Below are 24,435 nucleotides of genomic sequence, written 5' to 3' on the forward strand. Positions count from 1 at the left end.
CATAAGAGCATCCCCATTATAGATGTTAAATAAATAAACTGATAAAATTATGAAACAAAAAAGACTATATAGCTGCCTTTTCGCTTTTGCAATGTTTCTTATAGCAAGCGCAAACGCTATGGCAGGAGGACTAACATTGAAGAATGTTACATTCTTGAAGCCGGGCGAAAAAGCGACTATGGCTATCGGATTCGATAACGATGAAGAGGTTGCTACTATCGAGACTAAGATTGTTCTTCCTGAGGGACTTTCTTTCGTAGCAAAAGAACCAGGTAGTGAGAACTTTGTTGTAAACACAACAGAACGCACAAAGTTGTACAATGTATCTCTTTCTCAGGATTACGTACATGCTAATGGTGCTTATCTGGCTGCTTACACAATTAAGAAGTATCTACCTGCAGGCAAGGGTGACATCTTTACTTTTGAGGTAAATGTTGCTCCTACATACACTGGTGCAAAGGAAATCCGCCTTACTTCTACAGACATTTCTATGGGCGACGACGACGCTCCTATTTTCAAGCCAGCTGACTTCGTTGCTAAGGTTGTTAGTGCAGACAACCAGATGTTTGTAACTGCCGAATTGCCAGCTATCAAGGTCGGCGAAGAGCAGACTCTTACCTTTAACCTTGATTTGCCAAAGGGTTATATCAACAATACTGGTTTAAGAGTTAAGTTGCCACAGGGTCTTAGCGTAGTAGAGGATTCAGAGCAGGCTGGTACTGCTTGTCCTAAGCACAACGTTATTTACAACCCAAAACGTCAGTCTATCATCATCTTCGGTGATCCATTGTCATTGGACAACAAGTTTGCATTGAACAAGGGTACTCTTTGCAGTGTAAAGGTTATTGCAGACAATACATTTGTTGATGGCTCTGAAATTACTGTTGGTGAGATTAACGGTACTGGTGATGATACCTACTATTCAGAGGACATCACACTCAAGGTAACTCTCGATAAGACAGCTACTGGTATCAATGGTATCAATGCTGACGAGTTTGGCGAGGGTGCTGACGGTATCTATCAGCTCAACGGTGTTCGCACTGACAAGTTGCAGAATGGCGTTAACATTGTTGTTAAGAACGGCAAGGCTGTTAAGGTTGTAAAGAAGTAATATGGTGAATACCATTTCCCTACTTTGCTCACAGCATAAAAGAGAAATATATCCTATCAATTTGTAGTTTTGTGATATTCAAATAAAAGCACAAGACATCTCCGGTCCGCCCAATCCTTACATCTGTAAGGGTTGGGTGGTTTTTTATTATTATAAAAATGTCGTGTAGGCAAGACTTTTCTTGAGAAAAGATTTAGTAAATCAATATTTTATATGTACTTTTGCATAAAATATCTCTATTGATATAATATGCAATATGAAATATAATATTGACAACGTAATAGATTTTCTTGCCGAACTGACAGGTAGTGAAATAAGGATGTTTACTCATGAAAAAAAGAATGATAGTAAACTTCCTTTGGCAATTGCTTGCTGCTATACTCTTTATGATATTGAGTTTATGGAGACGATAGTTACCATAGCGGTGCCCACCGAGTTTGATAACATTTCTCCGATGCAGCTATCCAAACACCAGACAAAGATGATGGAGGTATTCCACCATCCTGTTGTGTTTGCTCTTGAGTCAGTTGCATCATATAATCTATCTAGGCTAACTCATGCCAAAGTTAATTTCATTGTGCCAGATAAACTTGCTTTCGTTCCAAGTCTCCTCATTGTGCTGCGCAAAATGAGGAACAAGTCTAAGGTGATGCCTAATAAAATGCCCCCTGTTGCTCAGATGCTTGTACTCTATCATATAGAAAAGAGTACGATTGATGGCTTAAATACTTCAGAAATAGCAGAGCTTGTAGGTTTAGCGTACCCAACAATCAATGTCGCTCTAAGGTGGCTTGAAACCAATAATATAATTACACTTGTTGGAGGCAAACAGAAATCTGTCCAAATAATATTGAACAAGATGGAATTATGGAATAAATCCCTTCCACAGATGTCGTCTCCTATAGAGCGCATTCTTTTCACTGACATAAAACCTACAGGAAGTTTGATGTCTGGTGAAACAGCAATGGGACATTATACCATGCTTGCTGAGCCAACAACCCCAGTTGTTGCAATCGACAAAGTGACAGCCAAAGAGAATGCCGCTATAATGAGCAAACAATACGGGGATATAAAGGTAGAAGTATGGAAATATTCTCCAACGTTGTTGTCAGAAAACGGAATAGTAGACAAACTTTCGCTTTATCTGTGCATGAAAGAAAGCGATGATGAAAGAATACAATTAGAATGTGACACTTTAATTGAAGAAATGAAATGGTAACAGGAATTGAACGCTGGAAGGAATACTTCAATAATTATAAAGACAAATATGTGCTAATAGGTGGGGCTGCGTGCAATCTGCTTGAAGAAGAACTTGATATGAATCCTCGTGCAACAAAGGATCTTGACCTTGTACTTGTTGTTGAAGCTCTTACACCTGATTTCGGATTACGTTTGTGGGATTTCATCAAAGTTGCCAATTATGGTCACCGAAGTAAAGGTGAAAACGAATTCAAACACGAATATTATCGTTTTACCAATCCTCAAGACAAGACCTACCCGAAGCAAATAGAGCTTTTTGCAAGAAATACTGGCATTCTAAACCTTCCGCCAGATGCACATATAGAACCAATAAGTGTTGGAGAAGACCTCTCCAGTCTGTCTGCAATTCTAATGGATGACGACTACTATGCATTCACGATTGAACATAGTAGAAATATTGACGACATCCATGTTGCAAGTCCAGAAGCTCTAATTTGTTTGAAAGCTAAAGCATATACAGAGATGCTGGATAGAAAAGCAGAGGGTGAACAGGTAGATAGTCGAGACATTGAGAAGCATAAGAAAGATGTTTTCAGACTTATTGCTATGCTGCCACAGGATTCTCACTTTACACTCCCTGAAAAATTGAAAAACGATATGAATGACTTTTATCAAAGAGTAGGAGAACTTCCAAATTCCGATTTCTTCAAAAACGCAGGGCTTAGAGGCTTGGATGCCGAACGACTCCTTGAACTTATCAATACGGCTTTTCTGAGATGAATACTGATACATATCCCAATATTTATGATTTTACAAAGTGCCGCAATGTTGCCATATGTGGAGATATTCACGGGGACTTTAATCTCCTCGTGAATAAAGTGTGCATACAATATCAGATGAAAGACACTCTGATTATTGTAGCTGGAGATTGCGGATTCGGCTTTGAAAGAAAGGGGTATTATGAAAACATCGTTAAACGTAACGTCGAACGAGTAATCAAATCCAACAATTGGTTCCTTTTCATACGTGGCAATCATGACAATCCTGCATATTTTGATGGCAAGGCTTTCTGCCACAAACGATTCATCGCTATTCCTGACTATTCTGTAGTCAAGACCAATGGACACACAATTCTCTGTGTTGGTGGAGCAATCTCTATCGACCGTCAATCCAGGAAAGAGTCATGGGAGCATGGTAAAAGTAAGATGCATAGGTATGATGACAGAACTATAGCGGACAACTCTTTTACAACCAATAAATATTGGCAGGATGAAGCTCCTGTCTTTAATGAGAAGGTTTTATCAGAAATTACATCTCTGTACAAAATTGACACGGTCGTCACTCATACAGCACCAACGTTCTGCGAACTGCAAGATAAAAAAGAATTGCAGCTATGGGCATTAAGGGATGATTGTTTGTTGGCTGATGTACAGAATGAACGCGAGACAATGGATGCAATATACGAAGCCATAAAAACAGATTGCAATACGATTACTCATTGGTTTTATGGGCATTTTCATCAAAGCTGGCATTCTACCATCAATGGTGTTCTATTTAAAATGTTAGATATAATGGAGTTGATTGAGCTTACTCCTTAATTTTTCAGTCAAAGAAAAAAAAACTACAACATGTCCTCATGTATTTCAAAAAAAAACATGTCCTCATGTTCTCATGTCTTTCAAAAAAACATGTCCTCATGTTCCCATGTCTTTCAAAAAAAACATGTCCTCATGTTCTCATGTCTTTCAAAAAAAAACATGTTCTTCTGTTCTCATGTCTTTTCAAAAAAACCATGTTCTAATGTCTCAACCTGTCCCCATTCCAAAATTAAAGATACCTTTATACAATTAAAATTCTCTTTTTGCGTTATAATATAAGAACCGAATATAATAGAATGAAAAGACTTATAGATTTTATAGCCTCAGCAATAGCTCTGGTCGTCTTCGCCCCTTTATTTCTCGTATGCTATGTGGCAATACGTCTTGAGGACGGAGAACCTGTCATCTATCGTCAGGAGCGTATTGGGCTGCATGGCAAACCCTTTTATATCTATAAGTTTCGCAGCATGACCCACGATGCCGAGAAAGACGGTCCGCAGCTGTTGCTCGACGGAGCCTTATGCGACCCGCGCCTTACTAAGACAGGCAAATGGATGCGTGCCCATCATCTCGACGAATTGCCACAGTTGTGGAACGTGTTCAAGGGCGACATGGCTTTCATTGGCTACCGACCAGAACGCAAGTTCTATATCGACCAAATTATGCAGCACAATCCACGCTATGCCGAATTGTATGCCATACGTCCTGGTGTTACATCATACGCCACCCTACACAACGGCTATACCGACACTATGGAGAAGATGTTGCGACGCCTCGACTACGACCTCTACTACCTCGAACACCAGAGTCTGTGGACCGACATCAAGATTCTCGCCACCACCTTCTTCCACATCATCTTCGGAAAGAGATTCTGAAGCTAAAAAGTAATACTAATATACTTTGCCATTTATATTTATATACTTTGCCATTTATATCAATATACTTTGCCATTTATATCAATATACTTTGCCAAGTATATAAAACTACTACAATACAAAGACAGTCTCGTCACCGCAAATATTGCGCACCTTTAGGCGCAAAGGCTTATCTTCCGCTATGCCAAGGCGCATCTTTTTGTGCCGAGGTGCAGTCTACAGAAAGCCACTCTATACATTCCAGTCCATCATCGCTTATCTCGATAGGCTTGAATGTGGATTTCTTGCCGTCAGCCACTTTCTTGGTGTGCTGTTGGTTGGCTTTTAGGTTGAAAAGTGTAGTTTTAGCCTACCATTTTCATAGGAAAAGTGTAGTTTTAGCTTGTGCATTTCATAGGAAAAGTGTATTTTTGCAATAGTTATATAACAAGAAAAGTGTAATTATGCTATACCGTAAAATAGAAAACGACATTATAAGTCACTTACAATCAAGAACTGACAAGATTCTTATTATTGATGGTGCACGCCAGATTGGAAAGTCGTATATAATTAGAGAAGTTGGAAAGAAACTCTTTTCTAACTATATCGAGATAAATATGGAGACAGACAAGTTGGGCGACCGTATTTTTGCTGATGCAAGAACCAAGGACGATTTCTATCTTGCGTTAAGTTCTGTTGCAGGCGACAGAATGGGAAGCAAGCAAGACACGCTTATCTTCATTGACGAAATACAGGCTTACGACCATCTCCTGACATTGTTGAAGTTTTTGCGCGAAGACGACAAGTTCACTTATATAGCCAGTGGCTCTCTTCTTGGCGTAACTCTTAAAATTACATCGTCAATTCCATTAGGCAGCATCATCATCAAACACATGTATCCTATGGATTTCGAGGAATTTCTTATTGCCAATGGTGTAGGACAGTTGGTATTGGACACTATGCACCGAAATTTTGCCGAACGCAAACAAATGCCGGATGCTATTCACAACAAATTGCTCGACCTATTCAAGAAATATCTACTTGTGGGAGGTTTGCCGGATGCTGTTAAAGAGTTTGTCAACACTAAAAACATCACTACCGTAAGGAACATACAGAACAACATACACCATTTGTATGGTGTGGACGCAGCAAGATATGAGGAGACGCATAACCGCTTGAAAATACAACGTATCTACAGTATGATTCCATCAAACTTGGAGAACAAGAAGAAACGGGTGATTGCCAAGGACATAGAAGACAAGAAAGGCAAACGTATGAGCGATTATGTTGAGGAGTTTGACTATCTCATATCATCAGGCATTGCCTTGGAAGTGAAAGCTATAAGCAAGCCGAGTTTCCCATTAATAGAAAATAGTGGAAAAAATCTTCTTAAGCTGTACATGAACGACGTGGGCATTCTGACAGGCATTTTCTTTGGCACAAACATAAAGGCCATTATGGACGACATGGCAAGCATCAATCTTGGCTCTGTCTATGAGACGGTTGTGGCGCAAGAATTACGCGCACACGGATTCAACCTTTATTATTACGACAACAAGAAAACAGGCGAGGTGGACTATCTCATAGACGACATGGTCAATCTGTCTGTCCTTCCACTGGAGATAAAGTCAGGCAAAGATTATCAAGTGCATAGCGCATTGGATAAGTTCCTGCAGATTAAGGAATATAACATTCATCAGGCTTTTGTATTGTCGAATGCCAAGAATGTGGAAGTTAAGGACGGAGTGACTTATCTACCTATTTACTACATTGCGTGCATTATGCCAGAAGGAAGTGTATAAGTACCAAAACGAAGACTGAAAAGAAAATGAAAAACAAGGGATGATGAAGGGCTATAGAATGTTTTATAGCATGAAGATAGTTAAAGAAATACATAAAAGTCAAGTTTATGACGTAAAAAACAAGACTTTTTATTAACTTTGCACTCGTCAGAGAAAAGGAGATTAACATGGTTATAGCAAGACTGATAAAGGAAAAATTGTCATCGACCCCTGCTGGGGTTGTATTAACAACAAGAGACTTTGGTGTGGAGATGCGGTATCAGCCGGCACTTGCCAAAGCTCTCAATCGTCTTGTGCTCCAAGGCGAGCTCCAAAAGATAGCTAAAGGGAAATACTATATTCCAAAGAAGACCATTTTTGGTAATCTAAAACCTGCAGATTCTGAACTTGTAAAGGACTTTCTGGAACAAAATGGTAAGATTGTAGGCTACATTACAGGAACGACAGCATTTGCATCCATGGGCTTGACAACACAGATAAGCTCATCCATCCTTGTCGGAACAAATAAATACCGTAGACCAATCACAAGGAATGGCGTAAAAATCTCTTTCTTGCTACAAGAGAACACCATAACATCAAGCAACATTCCACTACTTAGATTATTGGATGCTCTGCGTCTTATAAAGGATATTCCGGCCACTTCACCAGATGAATGTGTGACGAATATTTGCAAAACAATCAATGCTCTTTCAAAGGAACAGAAGCAAGAGTTGGCAAAATTATCCTTGGCATATACACCTTATGTAAGAGCTTTGCTTGGAGCCATCTACGAGAACATAGAACTTGAAACTGAAACAATCAGTAAAACATTGAATGGAGTGACAAGTTACAAGTTGCCAATCTCCGACAAAGTATTGTCAAACAAAAGAAACTGGAACATCATATGAGATTACATGAAGACAGGGAGTTGTTCTCTGATGCCTTACAAGCTGCATCACAACCAGTAGAGGATGGAGGACTTGGCATCAAGAGCATTTTCATCGAGAAGGACTATTGGATTTGTCGGTCGCTGTCATTGATGGCTTCGAACGACAAGGATAACCGTGCCATATTCAAAGGAGGAACAAGTCTTACAAAAGCATACGGTATCGGAAGTCGATTCTCTGAAGACATAGACATTGCTATCTCTGAGGCATGGACGCTCAGCGGCAACCAATTGAAGATGCTGATCAAGAGAACTGCCAAAAACATGACAGAAGGTTTGCAGGAAATGGATTTGCCTGGTTTTACAAGCAAAGGTTCTCATTATCACAAGGCATACTATACTTATCCAAGAGCTATTGATACATTACAAGTAGGTGCTGTCAAGGCAGGACAGTTGCTTGTCGAAATCAACTCATTTGCCAATCCATATCCATTTCAGAAATGTAAACTGCAAAGTTTCTTGACCGAGTTCCTGCAAAAGACAGGCAATGAGAAATTGATAGAAGAATTCGATATGCAACCTTTCAATGTGAATGTTCTCGATAGGCGCAGAACTTTGACAGAAAAGTTGGTGTCACTGCTGCGTTGTTCCTTGGCCAACAACTACATGACAGAGTTGACAGCCAAGATACGACATTTCTATGATTTGCATTTCCTCTTGAATGATATTGAAACACAGGACTATCTGAAAAGTGACGCTTTCAAGTCAGACTTCAGCAACTTGTTTGCACAAGACAAACAGAGATTTGACAAGCCCGAAGGATGGCAAAACAAAGACATCATGGATTCTCCAATCATCAATGACCTACATAATGTATGGTCGGCATTGAGCAATGTATATTCACGAGAATTGCCTGACCTTGCCTACAAAGAGATACCGAATTTTAAGAGTATCGAAAATAGCATGGAGCAGTTGATTTCGTATATGACAAAATAAGTAGAACAATTTAAGACGTATGACACCAAAAGAATATGAGCAATATATAGCAAATATATTCCAAAAGCAAGGATATAAAACTATTGTAACTCCATACTCCAATGATTGGGGAATAGATGTTATTGCTATAAAAGGTAAAGAAAAAATAGCAATTCAAGCTAAAATGTATGGAAATAAAAGAAAAGTCAACAGGGCATAAGTTTCATAAAGCGGAAAGGTTTTTTATTTAAAATCAATACTCTGTTTATTACTATCCCTCCGTTTATGGATGGAATCAAAGAATGAGTTAGCAAACTCGTGCCGAAAATGTGATGAAGCTAATAAAAACTCGTGCCGAAAATGTGATAAAACCAATAAAAAGTCGTGCCATAAATGTGATAAATGTAGTTAAAAGTCGTGCCAAAAATGTGATAAATACTATATAATCCATTGATAATTAGTATCTTTGCAAAAACACCTATAGATATGGAAAGAATACTGATAAACGAGCTACAGAAATGGAAGGAAAAATCCGACCGTAAACCACTTATCCTTCGAGGTGCAAGACAGGTAGGCAAGACATGGTTGCTTAAAGACTTTGGCAAAAAGTCGTTCAAAGACGTATGCTATATTAACTTTGAGCAAAAGGATGTTTTAGGTGCAATATTTGAAGGAACATTGTCACCAAAACGAATCATCGAACAGTTGTCGGTCTACTCAGGAAAAAAGATTCTGCCTGAGGATACTCTGATAATATTTGACGAAGTGCAAGAGATGCCACGCGCCTTGACATCATTGAAGTATTTTGCAGAAGAAGCACCCGAATATGCTATATGCTGTGCAGGCTCGCTGTTGGGTGTGGCTTTGCACGAAGGCACTTCGTTTCCCGTAGGCAAGGTGGAATTTCTTGATTTATACCCACTCTCTTTCCGTGAGTTTCTTCTTGCTAATGGCGAGGAAATGCTGTTAGACTATATATTGAAGGATGGCAACCGCGACCTTGCTGCATTCACAGAGAAACTTACTGACTATCTGAAGAAATACTTCGTCATTGGCGGAATGCCGTCTGCTATACTAAAATGGTTGAACACTCACGACTTCTTCGAGGTTGACGACGTGCAGAAACAATTAGTTGCAGCCTACGAGAACGACTTCTCCAAACATGCCCCAAGACAAATGATAGAGAAAATAAGATATGTGTGGGACAGTATACCGTCACAACTCGCCAAAGAAAACAAGAAATTTGTTTATGGCCTTGTGCGCGAGGGTGCTAGAGCAAGAGAATATGAAGACTCTCTTATGTGGCTCAGTGATGCAGGAGAGATTATACGTACATATAATATTACCAAACCAGATATCCCACTCAAGGCTTACGCCGACTTGAAGAGTTTCAAAGTATTTCTGTTGGATGTAGGTTTGCTTAGATGTATGAGTGGTGTTTCTCCTAAGGTGATACTCGAAGGCAGCAGAATATTTGAGGAGTTCAAGGGTGCACTGACAGAACAATACGTATGTCAGGAGCTTCAACTCTTCAAACGACTTCAAACCAACTATTACTGGACTTCATCTTCAGCAGCCGAAGTAGACTTCCTTATCTCTGACGGTATGGAGGTATTCCCCTTGGAATGTAAAGCAGGGCTTACAATGAACGCTAAGAGTCTTAAAGTGTACAGACAAAAATACATGCCCAGACTATCCTTGCGTACAAGCTTGCTGCCCTACTCCAAAAATAAGGAAGAGGGAATTGTCAACATCCCCTTGTATATGCTTTTCGCCTTGCATGAAGAGTTGGCTGAGGCATGAACGACTACTTATTTCGCATTTTTACATTTATTGCCTTGCGTCCATCTACTTGCAGCGACTCGTCTATGAGTCCGCTTCTTCTGAATATCAGCACATCATCTGATGCAACCTCGGCTGTATACTTGCCCGACTTGGCTGTAAGTGCAACCACTCGTTTGGTTCCTGCAGAATAAACCTCAACGCCTTCGATAGGTGTTGCCTGCACATCACGCACCACTCCAGTAATCTTAATAATGCGTCCCTTTGTCTTAACAGCTACAGTCTGAACCATTTGCTCGGTCTTATCAACCGACATGCCTCCGATATTTATTGTATCGCGAAGCAATATGCTGTCGGATGACTCGCCTACTTGCAACTCAAAGTCGCCTGGCTCTACCCTACTATCACCTTTCTCATCGGTAAAGGCAAGGTCGGCAACAGCAAAATGCAAAGCCACTCTTGCACGCTCGCCTGGTTGTAGGTATACCTTGTTAAATGCCTTCAACTGCTTGACGGGCGTTGCCACCGAACTATACATATCGCGCACATAAAGCTGCGGCACAGCCTTGCCGGCAACATTTCCGGTATTGGCAACATCAACATACACCTTAACCGAATCAGCCTGTGCGTCTACTCTCATATTAGAGTAAGCATATGTGGTATACGACATTCCGTGACCAAACGACCATAAGGCATCGGGCGAAGAAAAGACATAGTCGCGTCCTGGGCTTGTATAGCTGCCATGCTTATGATAGAAACCACGATCGCTCGGCAAATAGTTGTAGTAAGCTGGCAGATGACCTGCACTCTGCGGGAACGATACTGTAAGATGCCCTGAAGGATTGACCTTGCCAAATAGAATGTCGGCAATGGCATTACCTTCCTGTTCACCAGCATACCATTGCACAATGATAGACTCTACATTAGCCTTCTCCCAAGCAATAGCAAAAGGCTTACCCGTAACAAGCACAAGCACAACTGGTTTGCCTGTGGCTTTAACCGCACGTATCAAATCACTCTGAGCACCCGTAAGCGAGAGAGAAGACAAATCAAATCCCTCACCACAATTGGCTCCACCATAATCGCGTGCAAGCGAAGCACTGGCACTACCGCAAAACACTATTGCCACATCGCTCATCTTGGCAGCCGACACAGCCTCTGCAATATGCGATGTATCTGTTGTCATAAGATTGCATCCACGGGCATAGCGCACCTTCACCCCATGCTTATCGGCCATACTACGTATAGCCGAAAGAGGTGTTATGCCGTCTTTATTAGATCGGCTCCACGAATAGTCGCCAAACTGCACTTGGTCAGCATTAGGTCCTATTACGGCAACCGAACCAAGTTGTGAAAGGTTTAGAGGCAACAAATGATTGTCGTTCTTAAGAAGTACTGCCGACTCCTCGGCTATCTCGCGTGCAAGACTTGCATTGGCTACAGAACGTAGTTGTGCTGAAGAGGCATAACGTTTGCCATAAGGATCCTCAAATAGTCCGGCACGAAACTTGGCAAGCAACACACGGCGTACAGCCTTGTCAATAAGCCTAACATCAAACTTTCCTTCCTTGACAAGACCTATAAGCTTAGGATAACACTCGCTGGAAGCCTCAACATCCAATCCTGCCGATAGAGCCTGCACAGCAGCCTCGGCCTGGCTTGAAGCCGTGCGCTGGAAAGTGTAAAGCATATCTATCGCTCCCCAATCAGAATATACATAACCCTTAAATCCCCACTTGTCGCGCAACACATCTGTAAGCAGATAGCGTGAAGACGAATTAGGCACACGGTTCCAAGAATTGTATGTCGACATAACAGCCTGTACGGGCAACGTTGTTATAACCTTGCGGAAAGGATACAAATAGACATCGTGCAACTCGCCAACACCACAGTTTACCGATGCAAGGTTAAGGCCTCCCATCGGATTGCCGTGTGCACCAAAATGCTTTAGCATTGGCGATATGCCATTGTCGAGATATCCTCTCACTTCCTCGCATGCAAACGCAGCATTAAGGAAAGGGTCCTCGCCGAAGGTTTCCTCAACACGTCCCCATCTAATATCGCGCACAACGTCTATGCAAGGCGCAAGTATCTGGCGTATACCTTCATAATGAAGTTCGCCAGCAATAGCCTGTGCACGTCTGTAGGCAAGGTTAGGATTGAAGGTAGATGCCAAGGCAATGTTCTGTGGAAATATGGTAGAACCCTCGTGCACCGAGCCATGCAAGGCTTCGGCCACGGTAAAAACGGGTATGCCAAGTCGGGTGCTGTCTACCATATACTTCTGTATACGGTTCATATTGTTGTGACAACTCTCGCCCGTCAACGGAAATCCCTCAACAAAACCCCAGCAACAATCGCCCACGAAGCTACGCATACGCTCTGTATCAAGCCGTTGCCCGTCAAAGACATCCCATGAATGTATATGGCGTATCTGCGCTATCTTCTCCTCAAGAGTCATACGCTTAAGCAAATCTGCAGCACGTTCCTCGGCCGTGCGCGACGAATCCTTATAGAGTTGTGCCTGCACTGGTTGCACAAAACCCCATGTACAGGCACAAAAGCATAAAACTAACGAATAAGCAAATTTCTTCATATAATATATAGTATAACTATGTGTGTGCGCTTTTTACTCGACAAAGGCGTGACTGTAACCCTTTATCCTATTCCAAGCTCCGCGGGTAAAGTCGGGCACTTCTACAGGCATAGACCCATTCTCAAGCGACAACTTAGTTAGCGGTATAAGCGAACACCATTCGGCAAGGTCGTATACGTCCATATCGAGAGGAAGTCCGTTGCGCAGACAATATATCAGACGCGAGTCCATAATAAAGTCCATACCGCCATGTCCACCCACTTCCTTAGCTTTCTGTTCCATATCCTTCACAATAGGATCCTTGTACATCTGCATAAGTTTGAGCATTGATTCTTCGGGCATATACTCGTGTGCCGTGAACTGCTTGCCACCAGTAACCTCGACAGGCAGGTCCTTGCTTTCGAGCGCATATCCCTCAACAGGATACTTATTGGCAAATCCCCTTGTGCCAGAAAGCTGATACATGCGACTATAAGGACGAGGCGATGCAACATTGTGCTCGATGTGTATAAGCTTGCCATTGACAGTGCGAATGAGTGTAAGCGTCTGCTCGCCATTCTTCACAGCCTTAGCTTCGGCATCCTTGCCATGCATACTAAGGTAGGCTGGCAGCGATACGGGGTTGCTGTCCATAGCAACAAGTGTCTGCATGCGGTCGCCACGATGAATGTTCAGCAACTGGCATGCTGGACCTAAGCCATGTGTTGGATAAACATCACCACGGTTGGCAATATTGTACAGCATACGCCAGTTGTCATTGTAATCGCCCCAATAGTCCCAAAGACAATGATTGTATGCACCCTTGACATGAGTTATGTCGCCAAAGACACCCTTACGTGCCATATTAAGAGTTGTTATCTCAAAGAAGTCGTACACACAATTCTCGAGCATCATGCAATGACGACGTGTACGTTCGGCAGTATCTACCACCTTCCATATCTCGTCGAGCGTTAGGGCAGCAGGCACTTCGCATGCCACATGTTTGCCGTTCTCCATAGCATAGAGCATTATAGGTGCATGGTTAACCCAATCGGTAGCTATATACACAAGGTCGATATTCTTGCGCTGACATAGCTTTTTCCAAGAATCCTCTGCTCCATAATATCTGGCAGCACGCGGCATACCTGCCCGCTGTAGCATACGCTGACAACTATCCACACGCCACTGGTGCAAGTCGCACAATGCTACAACCTCGATGTTTTTCTGATATGTAAAGCGACGCACAGCTTCGGTTCCACGTGCACCAAGTCCTACAAAACCTATGCGCACAGTCTTTATCGGGTCACACCGCAGTGCAAGTACATCCTTCTGTCCAGCAGGACGCTGCGGTGCAACAACTTTTATTGTCTTGTCTATTTGGTTGCTGTTGTCTGCCTGATTGCCACAAAAGCCAGTAGTGCTTAAAAGCAACATGCCCACAAGTAGCAACATTCTTGTTATCTTCATACGCCTTGATAATTTATATAAAAACTGATAGTCAAACACTTATTATACTATTAATACCTTGGTATCATACCATTAATATCCTGGATTCTGAACAACAAGTCCCTTTCCGTCGTTAATAGCCGATAGCGGCAACGGATATAATTCCTTGTCATTATTGGCATAAGTTGTGCCCTTATACTTCACAGCATGCTCCACAAACTTGTTAAGACGAATGAGGTCGGCACGATACTGTCCGTTCTCACACCACAGCTCGTGGCTACGCTCTGTAAGGATGACATCGACAAACTTGGCTTCGGTATCGATATCAGCCTCAGCAAGGTTGCCAATTCCTGCACGATGACGTATCTGGTTGATATAACCTAAAGCTTCGCTCTTATCGGCAGCTGTAGCATTTGGCTTCATATACAGAGCCTCAGCCAATGACAGATAAACGTCGGCAAGACGGTAGATAATGAGGTCGATAGAACTCTTGCCACCACTTCCGGCAATACCAGTATCATAACCCAACTTCATAGGTATAGGACCAAGCTCCATATGTGTGCCAGGATGTGTGCGGTCTACGGTGCTGCCGTCCTTAGCAGTATAAGATGCAACAAGATAGGTCTTGCGCACATCGCCCGGCTCGAAACTGTCGTAGAAAGCCCATGTGCTATTGGCACACTCGTAGCCGGTAGGCATACCATTGCTTGCAAAGTCGGTAGGAAGTACAAACATATGCCAGTCGTTCCAGCTAACCATTTCGGTGTTCACTGGTACTGCCCATATAATCTCGCTATTCTCCTTACCCTGTCCGCCAACCTCAAACATCTTTGTATAGCTTGGAGCCAGAGAGTATCCATTAGAGCTACTCATAAGGTCGCGGGCAAGCTGCTCCACCTTAGTGTAATAGGTACGATCGGCACGCGACTCGTGCAGATATAGACGTATAAGAAGCATCTTAGCCAGACCTGTACTGAAGCGTCCATATTCGGCCTCCTGTGGTGATGGCAGATTATCGGCGGCATATTTAAGGTCGTCCTCTATAAACTTAACCATCTCTTCCTTGCTAAGACGAGGCAAAGGCTTCTCTACCGTAGGCTTTTCCAACACTTCCTTAGATGCCACAACGATAGGGCCAAACATATCGTAAAGAGTATAAGCCACCATGCCGCGCACGCATCTTACTTCGGCCTCATACCTCTTCTTCTTGGCTTCGCTTAGGAACGAGCAGTCGGCAATCTGCGACAATGCAGATGTGCAATGGCTTACATCGTTAACCCAACCATCGCTATAGCCATCGGTATTGGTGTAATAGAAACGGGTTAGGTCGGCAGTAGTCGGAAAGTAATTAAGGTCCGACATATTCTTCTGGAATCCCGACTTAGCCGTTAATATCTCAGTAGTAAGGTCGTTAACAGGCATAACACCACGCTCGCTGGTAGAGAACAGTCCGTCAAACCAACTTGAACGAACGCTGTAATAGCACGAATTGACAATTGACTCTATATCCGATTCCGACTTAGGAAAGTTGGATGGATTGATGTCTGAATAGTCAATGGGGTCGAGGTCGCTACAACTGCTCATGGTGAACCCACCCAGCATTGTAGCCGCCAATATGAATAATTTGATAGTTCGTTTCATAATAGATGTATTTAGCATAGATTCTGGATGTTAGAATGAAATGTCAATTCCGAAACTGAATGTTCGTGCATTTGGGTAAGCCGCTGCATAAGCATCAGTCTCTGGGTCAAGACCATCGTACGGAGTGATGACAAACAAATTGTTGACCGACGCATAGAGACGTACATTTGTCAATACACGTGTCTTTGCCAGTAACGACTTAGGCAATGTATAGCCTAAATTGATGTTCTGCATACGTATGAACCACGCCTTCTGATAGAAGAAGTCGCCCGCTGTATAGTTGTGCCCCTCAAGATAGTAAGACGACGGATGCTTTGTAGACGGATTGTCGAATGTCCAACGATCGCGCACCGAACGCAGAGCATTGTAGCCATTCTTGGCTATACCTGTTGCTCCAATACCGTAATCCATGTAAGTAGGATCCTGCATAATGCGGTCGAACATACCAGTAAATGCAAAGCTGAGGTCAAAGTTCTTGTACTTAAATGTATTGACCATACCAGCCATCCAACCTGGGTCTTGTGTACCAATAAGCTCGGTATCGGCTTCGTCAATTATACCGTCAGCATGTCCAAGAAGCATAAAGCGACCATTTTCGTCAACCTTCGGATTGCCATTCTCATCGCGTACATAACCATTGAGGTCCTTAATAACTATCTGACCAGGCAACAAGTCGGGTTGTGCAGCAGGTGCCTGCTCGCCCACCTGTAGTATATGGTCGGCTCTACGAGCGTAGATAGGACGTATAGGGTCTGTTTCCTTCTCGTATACATTAGGCTTCCAGTCGGGAGTGCGCTCCTTCCACTTATCCTTGTATTTAGTGAAGGTAAGAGTTGTTCCCCAGTTGAAGTCCTTAGTAACAATGTTGCGTGTGTTCAATGTCACTTCCATACCACGGCTCTGAGTCTTGCCTACATTGGCTATTACCTGCTTAACCTCCTGATAAGAGTTGAGAGGCTTGAAGTTGAGAAGGTCGGACACTTCGCGCTGATACAACTCTATGCTACCATTAATACGGTTTCTCAAGAAGCCAAAGTCGATACCGATATTCCACTCGCTTGTTGTTTCCCACTTAAGGTCAGGATTATCAATACGATTCGGCATAACACCGATGAGTGTATTGTGCGAACCATTGACCCAACTGCCATTGGCAGCATAGCTTGCAAAAGCATTGGTAGTGATGTCGGCATTACCGGTCTGACCCCAGCTAAGTCGCAGCTTAAGGTTTGACAACCAATCGACATTACGCAGGAAGTTTTCCTCGTTCATACGCCATCCAAGTGCAACAGACGGGAAGTAGCCCCACTTATGGTTCTTGGCAAAAACAGATGCGCCATCGGCACGCAACGTAGCTGTAACCATATAACGATCGTTGAACTCGTAATTGGCACGGAAGAAGTAAGACATCATCTTGTTCTCTGTTGACGACGATTTGGTGATTCTGTTGCCAGTTCCCTTATCCATATTGTTATAAAGGAAAGCATCTGTAGGGAAGTTGTTGTTGCCAAGCTCGGATGTATCGTGGTTGAACTTCTCGTACGACGTACCAGCCAAAAGATTCAAATCGTGCTTCTTGCCAAACACACGGTGGTATGTAGCTGTGGCTTCCATAAGATACTGATTGTTGGCAGTATTGTATATGTAGGCCACGCCATTCATCGTACTGCCGTACAATGTGGTTCGAGGCTGATAAGTCTTACGGTCGATATTGGCATGGTCGATACCTGCATTGACACGCAACACAAGACCAGCTAAAGGACGAGCCTCAACAAACACATTGCCAAGTAGTCGGTCGGTACGACCCTTATCGACATTGGTAAGCAACGAGTAAGGATTTGGCTGCTGTCCGAGCAGCGGGTTGATGGGATATGTACCCGTTTCCTCGTCGTAAGCCTTAACATTTGGATTCATCTGAATAGCCGAACGTATGATGCCCGAATTCTCGTATCTGCCCGAACCAAGTTGTGTATTGTCGTTGTCTATACGTGTGAGTGTAAGATTGAGTCCGGCCTTGAATATATCCAGGAATTTCTGATCAACATTCACCTTACCGGTATAGCGTGTCATTCCCGAATTGCGTACTATACCCTTGTGGTTGTAATAGTTGAACGAAACCATATATTGTGTCAACTCACTACCACCCTGAAGACTTACATTGTGTTCCTGTATCTGACCATTGCGTGTGATAAGACCGAGCCAGTCGGTACCGGCACCAGCAGCAGCAATCTGTTCTGCAGTATAAGGTTGTCTGTAATTAATGCCCTGTGCAGGATTGGCCTTAGCTTCCTCAAGAGTCTTTGTACCCCATGGTGCCACCTTATTGTTCCACAACCAATCTTCCCACGAAGCAGCATTACTCTCTTGCATCCACTCGCCAAGCGAGAGAAGATCGAACTTGTCGGTGTACTTTTGGAACGAATAATTGTACGAATAGTTGACAACCGCCTTGCCTTGCTTGCCTCGTTTTGTAGTAACAATAACCACACCATTGGCAGCACGAGCACCGTAGATAGCCGTTGCTGAAGCATCCTTTAACACCTCTATACTCTCGATATCGTTAGGATTGAGGAAGTTGAGCACACCTTGTGTACCCGGATCCATACGGCTTGTAGAGCCAGAAGGCTGGTCTATCTTAGCGATAGGAAATCCATCGACAATATAAAGAGGATCGTTGGAAGCATTGACCGAACCTGCGCCACGGATAAGAATATCGAGACCTCCACCAGGTTGTGCCGAATTCTGACGTACATACATACCCGCAGCTTTTCCTGCAAGTGCATGAGCAGCAGAAGCAACACCGGCTTGTGCCACGTCCTCACCCTTGACACTAGATATAGCTCCTGTCAGGTCGCGCTTCTTCATCGTACCATAACCTACCACTACCACATCGTCGAGAGTTTGTGAGTCGGGCTGCATGCGGCATGTCATACCGTCTGAAGCATTAGCATGCAATGTGTTGTAACCAAGATAGGTAACAGTAAGCACGTTGCCTCTTGGAACATTAATGGTAAAGTTGCCGTCAATATCGGTTATAGTACCTGTATTTGATGTCTTGTCGTAGACAGTGGCTCCGATAACAGGATTTCCATTTTCATCCACAACACGACCAGATGTCTTTACTGGTTGGCGCTTATTGTTAGAAGGCTCGGCATCTTCACGAGAGTCGTATACAACAATCGACTTGTCGGATACAACCTTCCATGTGAGGTCCTTGCGTCCAAGCACAACTTTCAACACATTGGCAACAGTAGTGTTGCTGCCATTGTAGGTAATGTCGGCCTTACTGTCTATCGTCTTGTTCATAAACGAGAAACGATAAGATGTCTGCCTTTCAATCGACTTGAACACCTGCTCAAGTGTGGCATTCTTGACGTTAATGCTGACTTTTTGGTTTTGAGCCGTGGCAGAGAGTCCACCAAGACAGAGTGCCAACGTCAAAAGGGCCCGGTTAAGATTGGGTTTTTGTTTCATGTTCAGTACTCTTTTGTTAATAGTTATTGATATAGTTAATAGAAATTCTTCGTGATATTAGTTAAGGCAAATTAAATTTGAAAAAGTACTTTAGATATAAGAGTATTAACATTTCTTTAACATTTAAAGGAGAGACAGTACATTAATACCCGTCTCTCCTCTATATAATATATGTATATCATTTAGCCTTATCCACATACACTTTCTTGCCTACAATGCGCGAACTTAGTCCGCATGACAGGTCTATTATCTCGAGATTGTTGTTAAGGTCTACCGAACTTAAGGTACCAGTAAAAAGTTCGTGTTGGTCAACCTGGGTGTTCACAACAAAGTCCTTGCGGAATTGTTTGCGCATTTGAGCAAACACTATTGACAGTGGCGTATTGCGGAACACAAGCTCCTTGCGCTGCCATGCCATCTCCGTATCACAATCGTCAAGATTCTCGATACTCATACGGCCAGTTGTTTTGTCGAGCACTATCTTCTGATGTGGCTTCACGATTTGCGACTCTTTCAGCATAAGCGATGTAAACGACACGCTACCTTCTACAAGCACCAGTTCGGCACTCTTGTCTTTGTCACGAGCCTTGAGATTAAACTTTGTTCCAAGTACCTTAACACACAAACCATCAGCATCTACATAGAAAGGTCTGCTCTCGTCGCGCGACACACTATAAAAACCTTCACCATCCATACTCACACGTCGTTCGCTACCACGAAACTTGCTGGGCACATATGTGAGACGAGTGTTTTGATTTACCGACACTTTAGAGCCGTCGGGCAGTGTAACTGTAGCTTGCTCGCCATGACCAGTGCTTACAACAATGGCATCAGTCGCCATCTGCCTATTCTCATAATAAAGCATGCCTATTGCCACCAAAGCTACAGGCAACAGCAATGCAGCCGCCATCTGAACTATGCGCAAGAAACGTAGTTTAGCAGATTGACGTTGTGTTGACTTTACATCATACTGCCGATGTATAATACTATCGCCAAAGATCCTATTTGCCACATTATTATATAATGTCGCACAGTGAGATTCGTACCTCAAATAACCATTGTCGTCATTAGCATCGTTCCATTCGGATTCGAGCAAAGCAGACAATTGCTCATCGTCTTTTGCCAATAGTTCGTCACGCATCTGCTGCAATTCGTCAGGCGTTAGGCTGTCAGTCTTGTATTTATGTATTATGTTGTCTGTCATATCTGTCTTTAGCTATTATATATTTATATTAAACAACACCTATTGTTGACAATAAACCACAATTATATATAAGGTGTATTATATATATATGTATAGGCAATTGTTAGTAGTAAGAATACCGAATCGCTACACGAAATTAACATAAAATAAGAAGAGAAACACTATCGACTGCTCGGCAAGCAACTTCTTAAGTGCCTTCAAACCAATACTAAGATTGTTCTTTACCGTCTGTTCACTGAGCGACAGCGTCTTTGCAATATCGCGCACTGAAAGATTGTCGAAACGCGAAAGTTCGATAACTCGCCTTTGTGTCTGCGGCAACTTGTCAAGCTGCTGATGCACCACACGCATGAATTCAGTATAATCAAAATCAGAATCGGTTGCACGGTCGCTACTAAGATGGTCTCGATATGTAATAAAGTCTTCGTACACAGGTGCTTTAGCATTACGTCGCCAAGCATTTATCAACTGATGACGTACGCTGATAAATAGCAAAGCCTTAAGCGAATTGCGTTGACGCAACTCGGTACGATGGTTCCACAACCATATAAAGGCATCTTGCACTATCTCGTCGGTCTCGTTGCGGCTCTTTGTATATTGCAAGCAGAAAGCATAAAGACGAGAGGCGTAAAGATCGTAAATATGCCTGAATGCAAGTTCGGAACCTTCGACAAGCCTTTCTATCATGTCAGCTTCCGAAGATTCGTCCAAATGGATGCCTTGTTTGTCTATTCTCATAATTACGTTCCTATATTAAAAAAAATTACGGGGTATGCAGACACACCGATTAAGTATGTCGACATACCCCGTCATTATATTTCTTATTGACTTTATTACAGCTGAGCCAACTCAACTACCTTGTCTACAGCAGCTGACAGACCATCCTTGTTCTTGCCACCTGCCTGGGCAAAGTGAGGCTGACCACCACCACCACCTTGGATAAGCTTGGCAGCCTCGCGAACCATCTGACCTGCGTTGAGTGAGTGTTCCTTAACAAGGTCGTCGCTCATTGCTACGTTAAGCATTGGCTTGTCGTTAGCTACAGTACCGATAACGGCAAGCAAGTTCTCGGTTACAGCCTGACGGAGCTTGAACATCAAGTCCTTGGCAGCAGCCGGCTCCATAGGCAACACGGCTGTTATAACCTTAACACCGTTCACCTCGCGAGCCTTCTGTATAAGCTCTGCTTTGGTGCGCTCCACAGCCTGAGCCTGGAACTGCTCGATGTTCTTCTTCATTGCATCGTGCTCCTCGATATACTTACCGATGACAGCCTGCAAGTCCTTAGCGTTGTTGAACAATGCACGGATGGCCTTCAATGCGTCCTCTACATTATACATCAACTCCTCGCACTCCTTACCTGTCTTTGCCTCAATACGGCGGATGCCTGCTGCAACGCTGCTCTCAGAGATAATCTTGAAGAATCCTATGCGACCTGTTGACTTTGCGTGAATACCACCACAGAACTCACAGCTCGGACCAAAGCGTACAACACGCACCTTGTCGCCATACTTCTCACCGAAGAGGGCAATAGCACCAAGCTTCTTAGCCTCCTCGAATGGAGTATCGCGATGCTCGTCAAGCGGAAGATCCTGACGGATGAGGTCGTTGACAAGACGCTCTACCTTGCGAAGATCCTCGTCAGACACCTTAGTGAAATGAGAGAAGTCGAAACGCAATGTTGTTGGCGATACGAACGAACCCTTCTGCTCAACATGGTCGCCAAGCACCTGCTTCAAGGCATAGTCGAGCAAGTGGGTAGCAGTGTGGTTTGCTGAAGAAGCCTCACGAGCGTCTACGTCAACACAAGCCATGAAGTCTGCCTCCGGATTCTTAGGCAGAGCCTTAACGATATGGATTGACTGACCATTCTCGCGCTTTGTGTCGGTGATGGTCACTGTCTCGTCCTCGCTTACGAGAACACCATTGTCGCCTACCTGACCACCCATCTCACCATAGAAAGGAGTGTTGTCGAGTACAAGCTCGAAATATGTGTTCTTTTTCTGTGTAACCTTGCGATAGCGCAGGATATGGCACTCGTACTCAGTGTAATCGTAGCCTACAAACTGCTGCTCACCCTCACGGAGGATTACCCAGTCGCTATTCTCTACAGCCGCAGCATTGCGGGCACGGTCTTTCTGCTTCTGCATCTCAGCATTAAACTCAGCCTCGTCAACAGTGAAGCCATTCTCACGGCAGATAAGCTCTGTAAGGTCGAGTGGAAAACCGTAAGTATCGAACAAGCGGAATGCCTGAACACCGTCGAGCTGTGTCTTGTTCTGCTTCTTAAGCTCTTCCATTGCCGAAGAAAGGAGGTTGATACCCTTCTCAAGTGTGCGTAGGAATGAGTCTTCCTCTTCCTTGATAACATGTAGAATAAGGTCGTGCTGAGCCTTGAGTTCTGGGAAAGCCTCGCCCATCTCACGTGTCAATACGGGGATGAGTTTATAGATAAATGCCTCCTTCTGTCCGAGGAATGTGTAAGCATAGCGCACGGCACGACGAAGGATACGACGAATTACGTAGCCTGCCTTGGCGTTAGAAGGCAACTGGCCATCGGCGATAGAGAAGGCTACAGCACGCAAGTGGTCGGCACATACGCGCATTGCCACATCGGTTTCTTCGCTTACACCATACTTAAGACCTGTGATAGCCTCCTCTTCCTTGATGATTGGCTGGAAGATGTCGGTGTCGTAGTTGGAGTGCTTGTCCTGCATAGCACGAACAAGACGCTCGAAGCCCATACCGGTATCAATAACGTGCATAGGCAGCGGAACGAGAGAGCCATTGGCCTTGCGCTCGTACTGCATGAACACGATGTTCCAAATCTCGATAACCTGTGGGTCGTCCTTGTTTACGAGTTCACGTCCTGGAGTCTTAGCTTTCTCCTCAGGTGTACGCGAGTCGAGATGAATCTCAGAGCATGGACCACAAGGACCTGTATCGCCCATCTCCCAGAAGTTGTCGTGCTTGTTGCCATTGATGATATGATCGGCAGGCACGTGCTTTGCCCAATATGATGCAGCCTCATCGTCGCGTGAAAGACCTTCCTCCTCGCAACCCTCGAATACTGTAACGTAGAGGTCGGCAGGGTTGAGCTTCAAAACATCAACGAGATATTCCCATGCATAGTCGATAGCACCTTCCTTGAAGTAGTCGCCAAACGACCAGTTGCCGAGCATCTCGAACATGGTGTGGTGATATGTGTCGTGGCCTACCTCTTCGAGGTCGTTGTGCTTGCCGCTAACACGGAGGCACTTCTGTGTGTCGGCACGGCGGCGAGGTTCAGGCTCGCGTGTACCGAGAATGATGTCCTTCCACTGGTTCATACCAGCATTGGTGAACATCAAAGTTGGGTCATCCTTTATTACCATCGGAGCACTTGGCACGATGGTGTGTCCTTTCGACTCAAAAAACTTCTTGAACGAGTCGCGGATTTCATTAGCTGTCATCATATTATATAATATTATATATTTTGTTTATTTCTTTCTAAAACATTTGCAAAGGTACGCCGTTTTGGTTATTTTTGCAAATAAATTAAACATTAAATATGGCACTGAACACTAACAAGAACGTGAAACTATACTATTCCATAAAGGAAGTGGCTCAGATGTTTGATGTGCGCGAGTCAACTCTGCGCTATTGGGAGACCGAATTTCCACATCTTAAGCCTAAAACCGTGGGGCAGAATGTGCGCCAATATACGGAGAAGGACATCGAACAAATTCGCGTTATACACAATCTCGTAAAAGTGCGTGGTTTCAAGCTTGCCGCCGCGCGCAAGATGCTGAACAAGAACAGAGCCGGTGTAGACAAAAACGCCGACATACTTGCCACACTCATCAATGTGCGCAACGAGTTGAAAGAACTGAAGAAGCATATTGACGGATTGGTTTAATTGGCATCTATTA

The 24,435-nt window shown here is 43.7% G+C and carries 19 protein-coding genes; 11 read left to right on the forward strand and 8 right to left on the reverse strand.

All coding sequences use genetic code 11. The features are described 5' to 3' along the window. The first annotated feature begins 49 nt into the window (after positions 1-49). The 5 genes from C9991_RS01125 to C9991_RS01145 all read left to right on the forward strand — a co-directional run bounded on the left by C9991_RS01125 (position 50) and on the right by C9991_RS01145 (position 4,784). The gene (locus tag C9991_RS01125) at positions 50-1,111 is read left to right on the forward strand and encodes a hypothetical protein (RefSeq protein WP_157949331.1); all 1,062 of its coding nucleotides are present in this window, start codon (positions 50-52) and stop codon (positions 1,109-1,111) included. Positions 1,112-1,367: 256 nt separating this feature from the next. Continuing rightward, positions 1,368-2,330 carry a hypothetical protein gene (locus C9991_RS01130; RefSeq protein ID WP_106810807.1) on the forward strand — a complete coding sequence of 321 codons (963 nt, stop codon included), beginning with the start codon at positions 1,368-1,370 and terminating at the stop codon, positions 2,328-2,330. Further along, complete coding sequence (locus C9991_RS01135) at positions 2,324-3,091, forward strand: hypothetical protein (protein ID WP_106810808.1); 768 nt, start codon at positions 2,324-2,326, stop codon at positions 3,089-3,091. Before C9991_RS01130 ends, C9991_RS01135 begins: the two co-directional genes overlap by 7 nt. After that, positions 3,088-3,909: a metallophosphoesterase family protein gene (locus tag C9991_RS01140; protein ID WP_106810809.1), complete on the forward strand. Its 822-nt coding sequence runs from the start codon at positions 3,088-3,090 to the stop codon at positions 3,907-3,909. The genes C9991_RS01135 and C9991_RS01140 overlap by 4 nt, the downstream gene beginning before the upstream one ends. A 296-nt stretch (positions 3,910-4,205) precedes the next feature. Next, positions 4,206-4,784 (forward strand): sugar transferase, encoded by a 579-nt coding sequence (locus C9991_RS01145; RefSeq protein ID WP_106810810.1) that lies wholly within the window; start codon positions 4,206-4,208, stop codon positions 4,782-4,784. Positions 4,785-4,953: 169 nt separating this feature from the next. Here C9991_RS01145 and C9991_RS17145 read toward each other — a convergent pair whose 3' ends face one another. Continuing rightward, entirely contained in the window at positions 4,954-5,082 is a 129-nt protein-coding gene (locus C9991_RS17145) for a hypothetical protein (protein WP_255414786.1), read from the reverse strand. 145 nt (positions 5,083-5,227) lie between these two features. Between C9991_RS17145 and C9991_RS01150 the strand changes: the two genes are divergently transcribed. The 5 genes from C9991_RS01150 to C9991_RS01170 all read left to right on the forward strand — a co-directional run bounded on the left by C9991_RS01150 (position 5,228) and on the right by C9991_RS01170 (position 10,208). Beyond that, positions 5,228-6,565, forward strand: coding sequence for an ATP-binding protein (locus C9991_RS01150; RefSeq protein ID WP_106810811.1), 1,338 nt, complete (start codon positions 5,228-5,230; stop codon positions 6,563-6,565). Between the two features lie 167 nt (positions 6,566-6,732). Then, positions 6,733-7,452, forward strand: coding sequence for a DUF6088 family protein (locus tag C9991_RS01155; protein ID WP_106810812.1), 720 nt, complete (start codon positions 6,733-6,735; stop codon positions 7,450-7,452). Further along, entirely contained in the window at positions 7,449-8,426 is a 978-nt protein-coding gene (locus tag C9991_RS01160) for a nucleotidyl transferase AbiEii/AbiGii toxin family protein (protein WP_106810813.1), read from the forward strand. Before C9991_RS01155 ends, C9991_RS01160 begins: the two co-directional genes overlap by 4 nt. 19 nt (positions 8,427-8,445) lie before the next feature. Then, a complete protein-coding gene (locus C9991_RS01165; protein WP_106810814.1) occupies positions 8,446-8,625 on the forward strand; it encodes a restriction endonuclease in 180 nt (59 codons plus the stop codon). A gap of 266 nt (positions 8,626-8,891) precedes the next feature. Then, positions 8,892-10,208, forward strand: coding sequence for an ATP-binding protein (locus C9991_RS01170; RefSeq protein ID WP_106810815.1), 1,317 nt, complete (start codon positions 8,892-8,894; stop codon positions 10,206-10,208). Positions 10,209-10,212: 4 nt separating this feature from the next. Here C9991_RS01170 and C9991_RS01175 read toward each other — a convergent pair whose 3' ends face one another. The 7 genes from C9991_RS01175 to alaS form a co-directional block, all read right to left on the reverse strand. Further along, complete coding sequence (locus C9991_RS01175; protein ID WP_106810816.1) at positions 10,213-12,783, reverse strand: glycoside hydrolase family 3 N-terminal domain-containing protein; 2,571 nt, start codon at positions 12,781-12,783, stop codon at positions 10,213-10,215. Positions 12,784-12,816: 33 nt separating this feature from the next. Then, a complete protein-coding gene (locus tag C9991_RS01180) occupies positions 12,817-14,229 on the reverse strand; it encodes a Gfo/Idh/MocA family protein (protein ID WP_106810817.1) in 1,413 nt (470 codons plus the stop codon). A 72-nt stretch (positions 14,230-14,301) separates the two neighbouring features. After that, positions 14,302-15,849 carry a RagB/SusD family nutrient uptake outer membrane protein gene (locus tag C9991_RS01185; protein ID WP_106811711.1) on the reverse strand — a complete coding sequence of 516 codons (1,548 nt, stop codon included), beginning with the start codon at positions 15,847-15,849 and terminating at the stop codon, positions 14,302-14,304. Positions 15,850-15,879: 30 nt separating this feature from the next. Further along, a complete protein-coding gene (locus C9991_RS01190; RefSeq protein WP_106810818.1) occupies positions 15,880-19,320 on the reverse strand; it encodes a TonB-dependent receptor in 3,441 nt (1,146 codons plus the stop codon). Positions 19,321-19,498: 178 nt separating this feature from the next. Continuing rightward, positions 19,499-20,524, reverse strand: a complete 1,026-nt coding sequence (locus C9991_RS01195; protein WP_106810819.1) for a FecR family protein — start codon at positions 20,522-20,524, stop codon at positions 19,499-19,501. A gap of 126 nt (positions 20,525-20,650) precedes the next feature. Further along, positions 20,651-21,262 (reverse strand): RNA polymerase sigma factor, encoded by a 612-nt coding sequence (locus C9991_RS01200; protein ID WP_106810820.1) that lies wholly within the window; start codon positions 21,260-21,262, stop codon positions 20,651-20,653. Positions 21,263-21,357: 95 nt separating this feature from the next. Then, entirely contained in the window at positions 21,358-23,979 is a 2,622-nt protein-coding gene (gene alaS / locus C9991_RS01205) for an alanine--tRNA ligase (RefSeq protein WP_106810821.1), read from the reverse strand. 95 nt (positions 23,980-24,074) lie between these two features. Here alaS and C9991_RS01210 point away from each other — a divergent pair, with 95 nt between their 5' ends. Next, on the forward strand, positions 24,075-24,422 hold the full coding sequence (locus C9991_RS01210) for a MerR family transcriptional regulator (protein WP_106810822.1): 348 nt from the start codon (positions 24,075-24,077) through the stop codon (positions 24,420-24,422). The last annotated feature ends 13 nt before the right edge of the window (positions 24,423-24,435 follow it).

Origin of the sequence: Prevotella merdae, assembly GCF_900290275.1 — a bacterium.
In the GTDB taxonomy this organism is placed as follows: domain Bacteria; phylum Bacteroidota; class Bacteroidia; order Bacteroidales; family Bacteroidaceae; genus Prevotella; species Prevotella merdae.

Bases quoted from the DNA above. Each gene is read 5' to 3' on its own strand.
- C9991_RS01185 (WP_106811711.1), bottom strand. From the start codon at position 15,849: ATGAAACGAACTATCAAATTATTCATATTGGCGGCTACAATGCTGGGT.
- C9991_RS01150 (WP_106810811.1), top strand. From the start codon at position 5,228: ATGCTATACCGTAAAATAGAAAACGACATTATAAGTCACTTACAATCA.
- C9991_RS01140 (WP_106810809.1), top strand. From the start codon at position 3,088: ATGAATACTGATACATATCCCAATATTTATGATTTTACAAAGTGCCGC.
- C9991_RS01175 (WP_106810816.1), bottom strand. From the start codon at position 12,783: ATGAAGAAATTTGCTTATTCGTTAGTTTTATGCTTTTGTGCCTGTACA.
- C9991_RS01155 (WP_106810812.1), top strand. From the start codon at position 6,733: ATGGTTATAGCAAGACTGATAAAGGAAAAATTGTCATCGACCCCTGCT.
- C9991_RS01195 (WP_106810819.1), bottom strand. From the start codon at position 20,524: ATGACAGACAACATAATACATAAATACAAGACTGACAGCCTAACGCCT.
- C9991_RS01190 (WP_106810818.1), bottom strand. From the start codon at position 19,320: ATGAAACAAAAACCCAATCTTAACCGGGCCCTTTTGACGTTGGCACTC.
- C9991_RS01125 (WP_157949331.1), top strand. From the start codon at position 50: ATGAAACAAAAAAGACTATATAGCTGCCTTTTCGCTTTTGCAATGTTT.
- alaS (WP_106810821.1), bottom strand. From the start codon at position 23,979: ATGATGACAGCTAATGAAATCCGCGACTCGTTCAAGAAGTTTTTTGAG.
- C9991_RS01210 (WP_106810822.1), top strand. From the start codon at position 24,075: ATGGCACTGAACACTAACAAGAACGTGAAACTATACTATTCCATAAAG.
- C9991_RS01180 (WP_106810817.1), bottom strand. From the start codon at position 14,229: ATGAAGATAACAAGAATGTTGCTACTTGTGGGCATGTTGCTTTTAAGC.
- C9991_RS01135 (WP_106810808.1), top strand. From the start codon at position 2,324: ATGGTAACAGGAATTGAACGCTGGAAGGAATACTTCAATAATTATAAA.
- C9991_RS01160 (WP_106810813.1), top strand. From the start codon at position 7,449: ATGAGATTACATGAAGACAGGGAGTTGTTCTCTGATGCCTTACAAGCT.
- C9991_RS01200 (WP_106810820.1), bottom strand. From the start codon at position 21,262: ATGAGAATAGACAAACAAGGCATCCATTTGGACGAATCTTCGGAAGCT.
- C9991_RS01130 (WP_106810807.1), top strand. From the start codon at position 1,368: ATGAAATATAATATTGACAACGTAATAGATTTTCTTGCCGAACTGACA.
- C9991_RS01170 (WP_106810815.1), top strand. From the start codon at position 8,892: ATGGAAAGAATACTGATAAACGAGCTACAGAAATGGAAGGAAAAATCC.
- C9991_RS01165 (WP_106810814.1), top strand. From the start codon at position 8,446: ATGACACCAAAAGAATATGAGCAATATATAGCAAATATATTCCAAAAG.
- C9991_RS01145 (WP_106810810.1), top strand. From the start codon at position 4,206: ATGAAAAGACTTATAGATTTTATAGCCTCAGCAATAGCTCTGGTCGTC.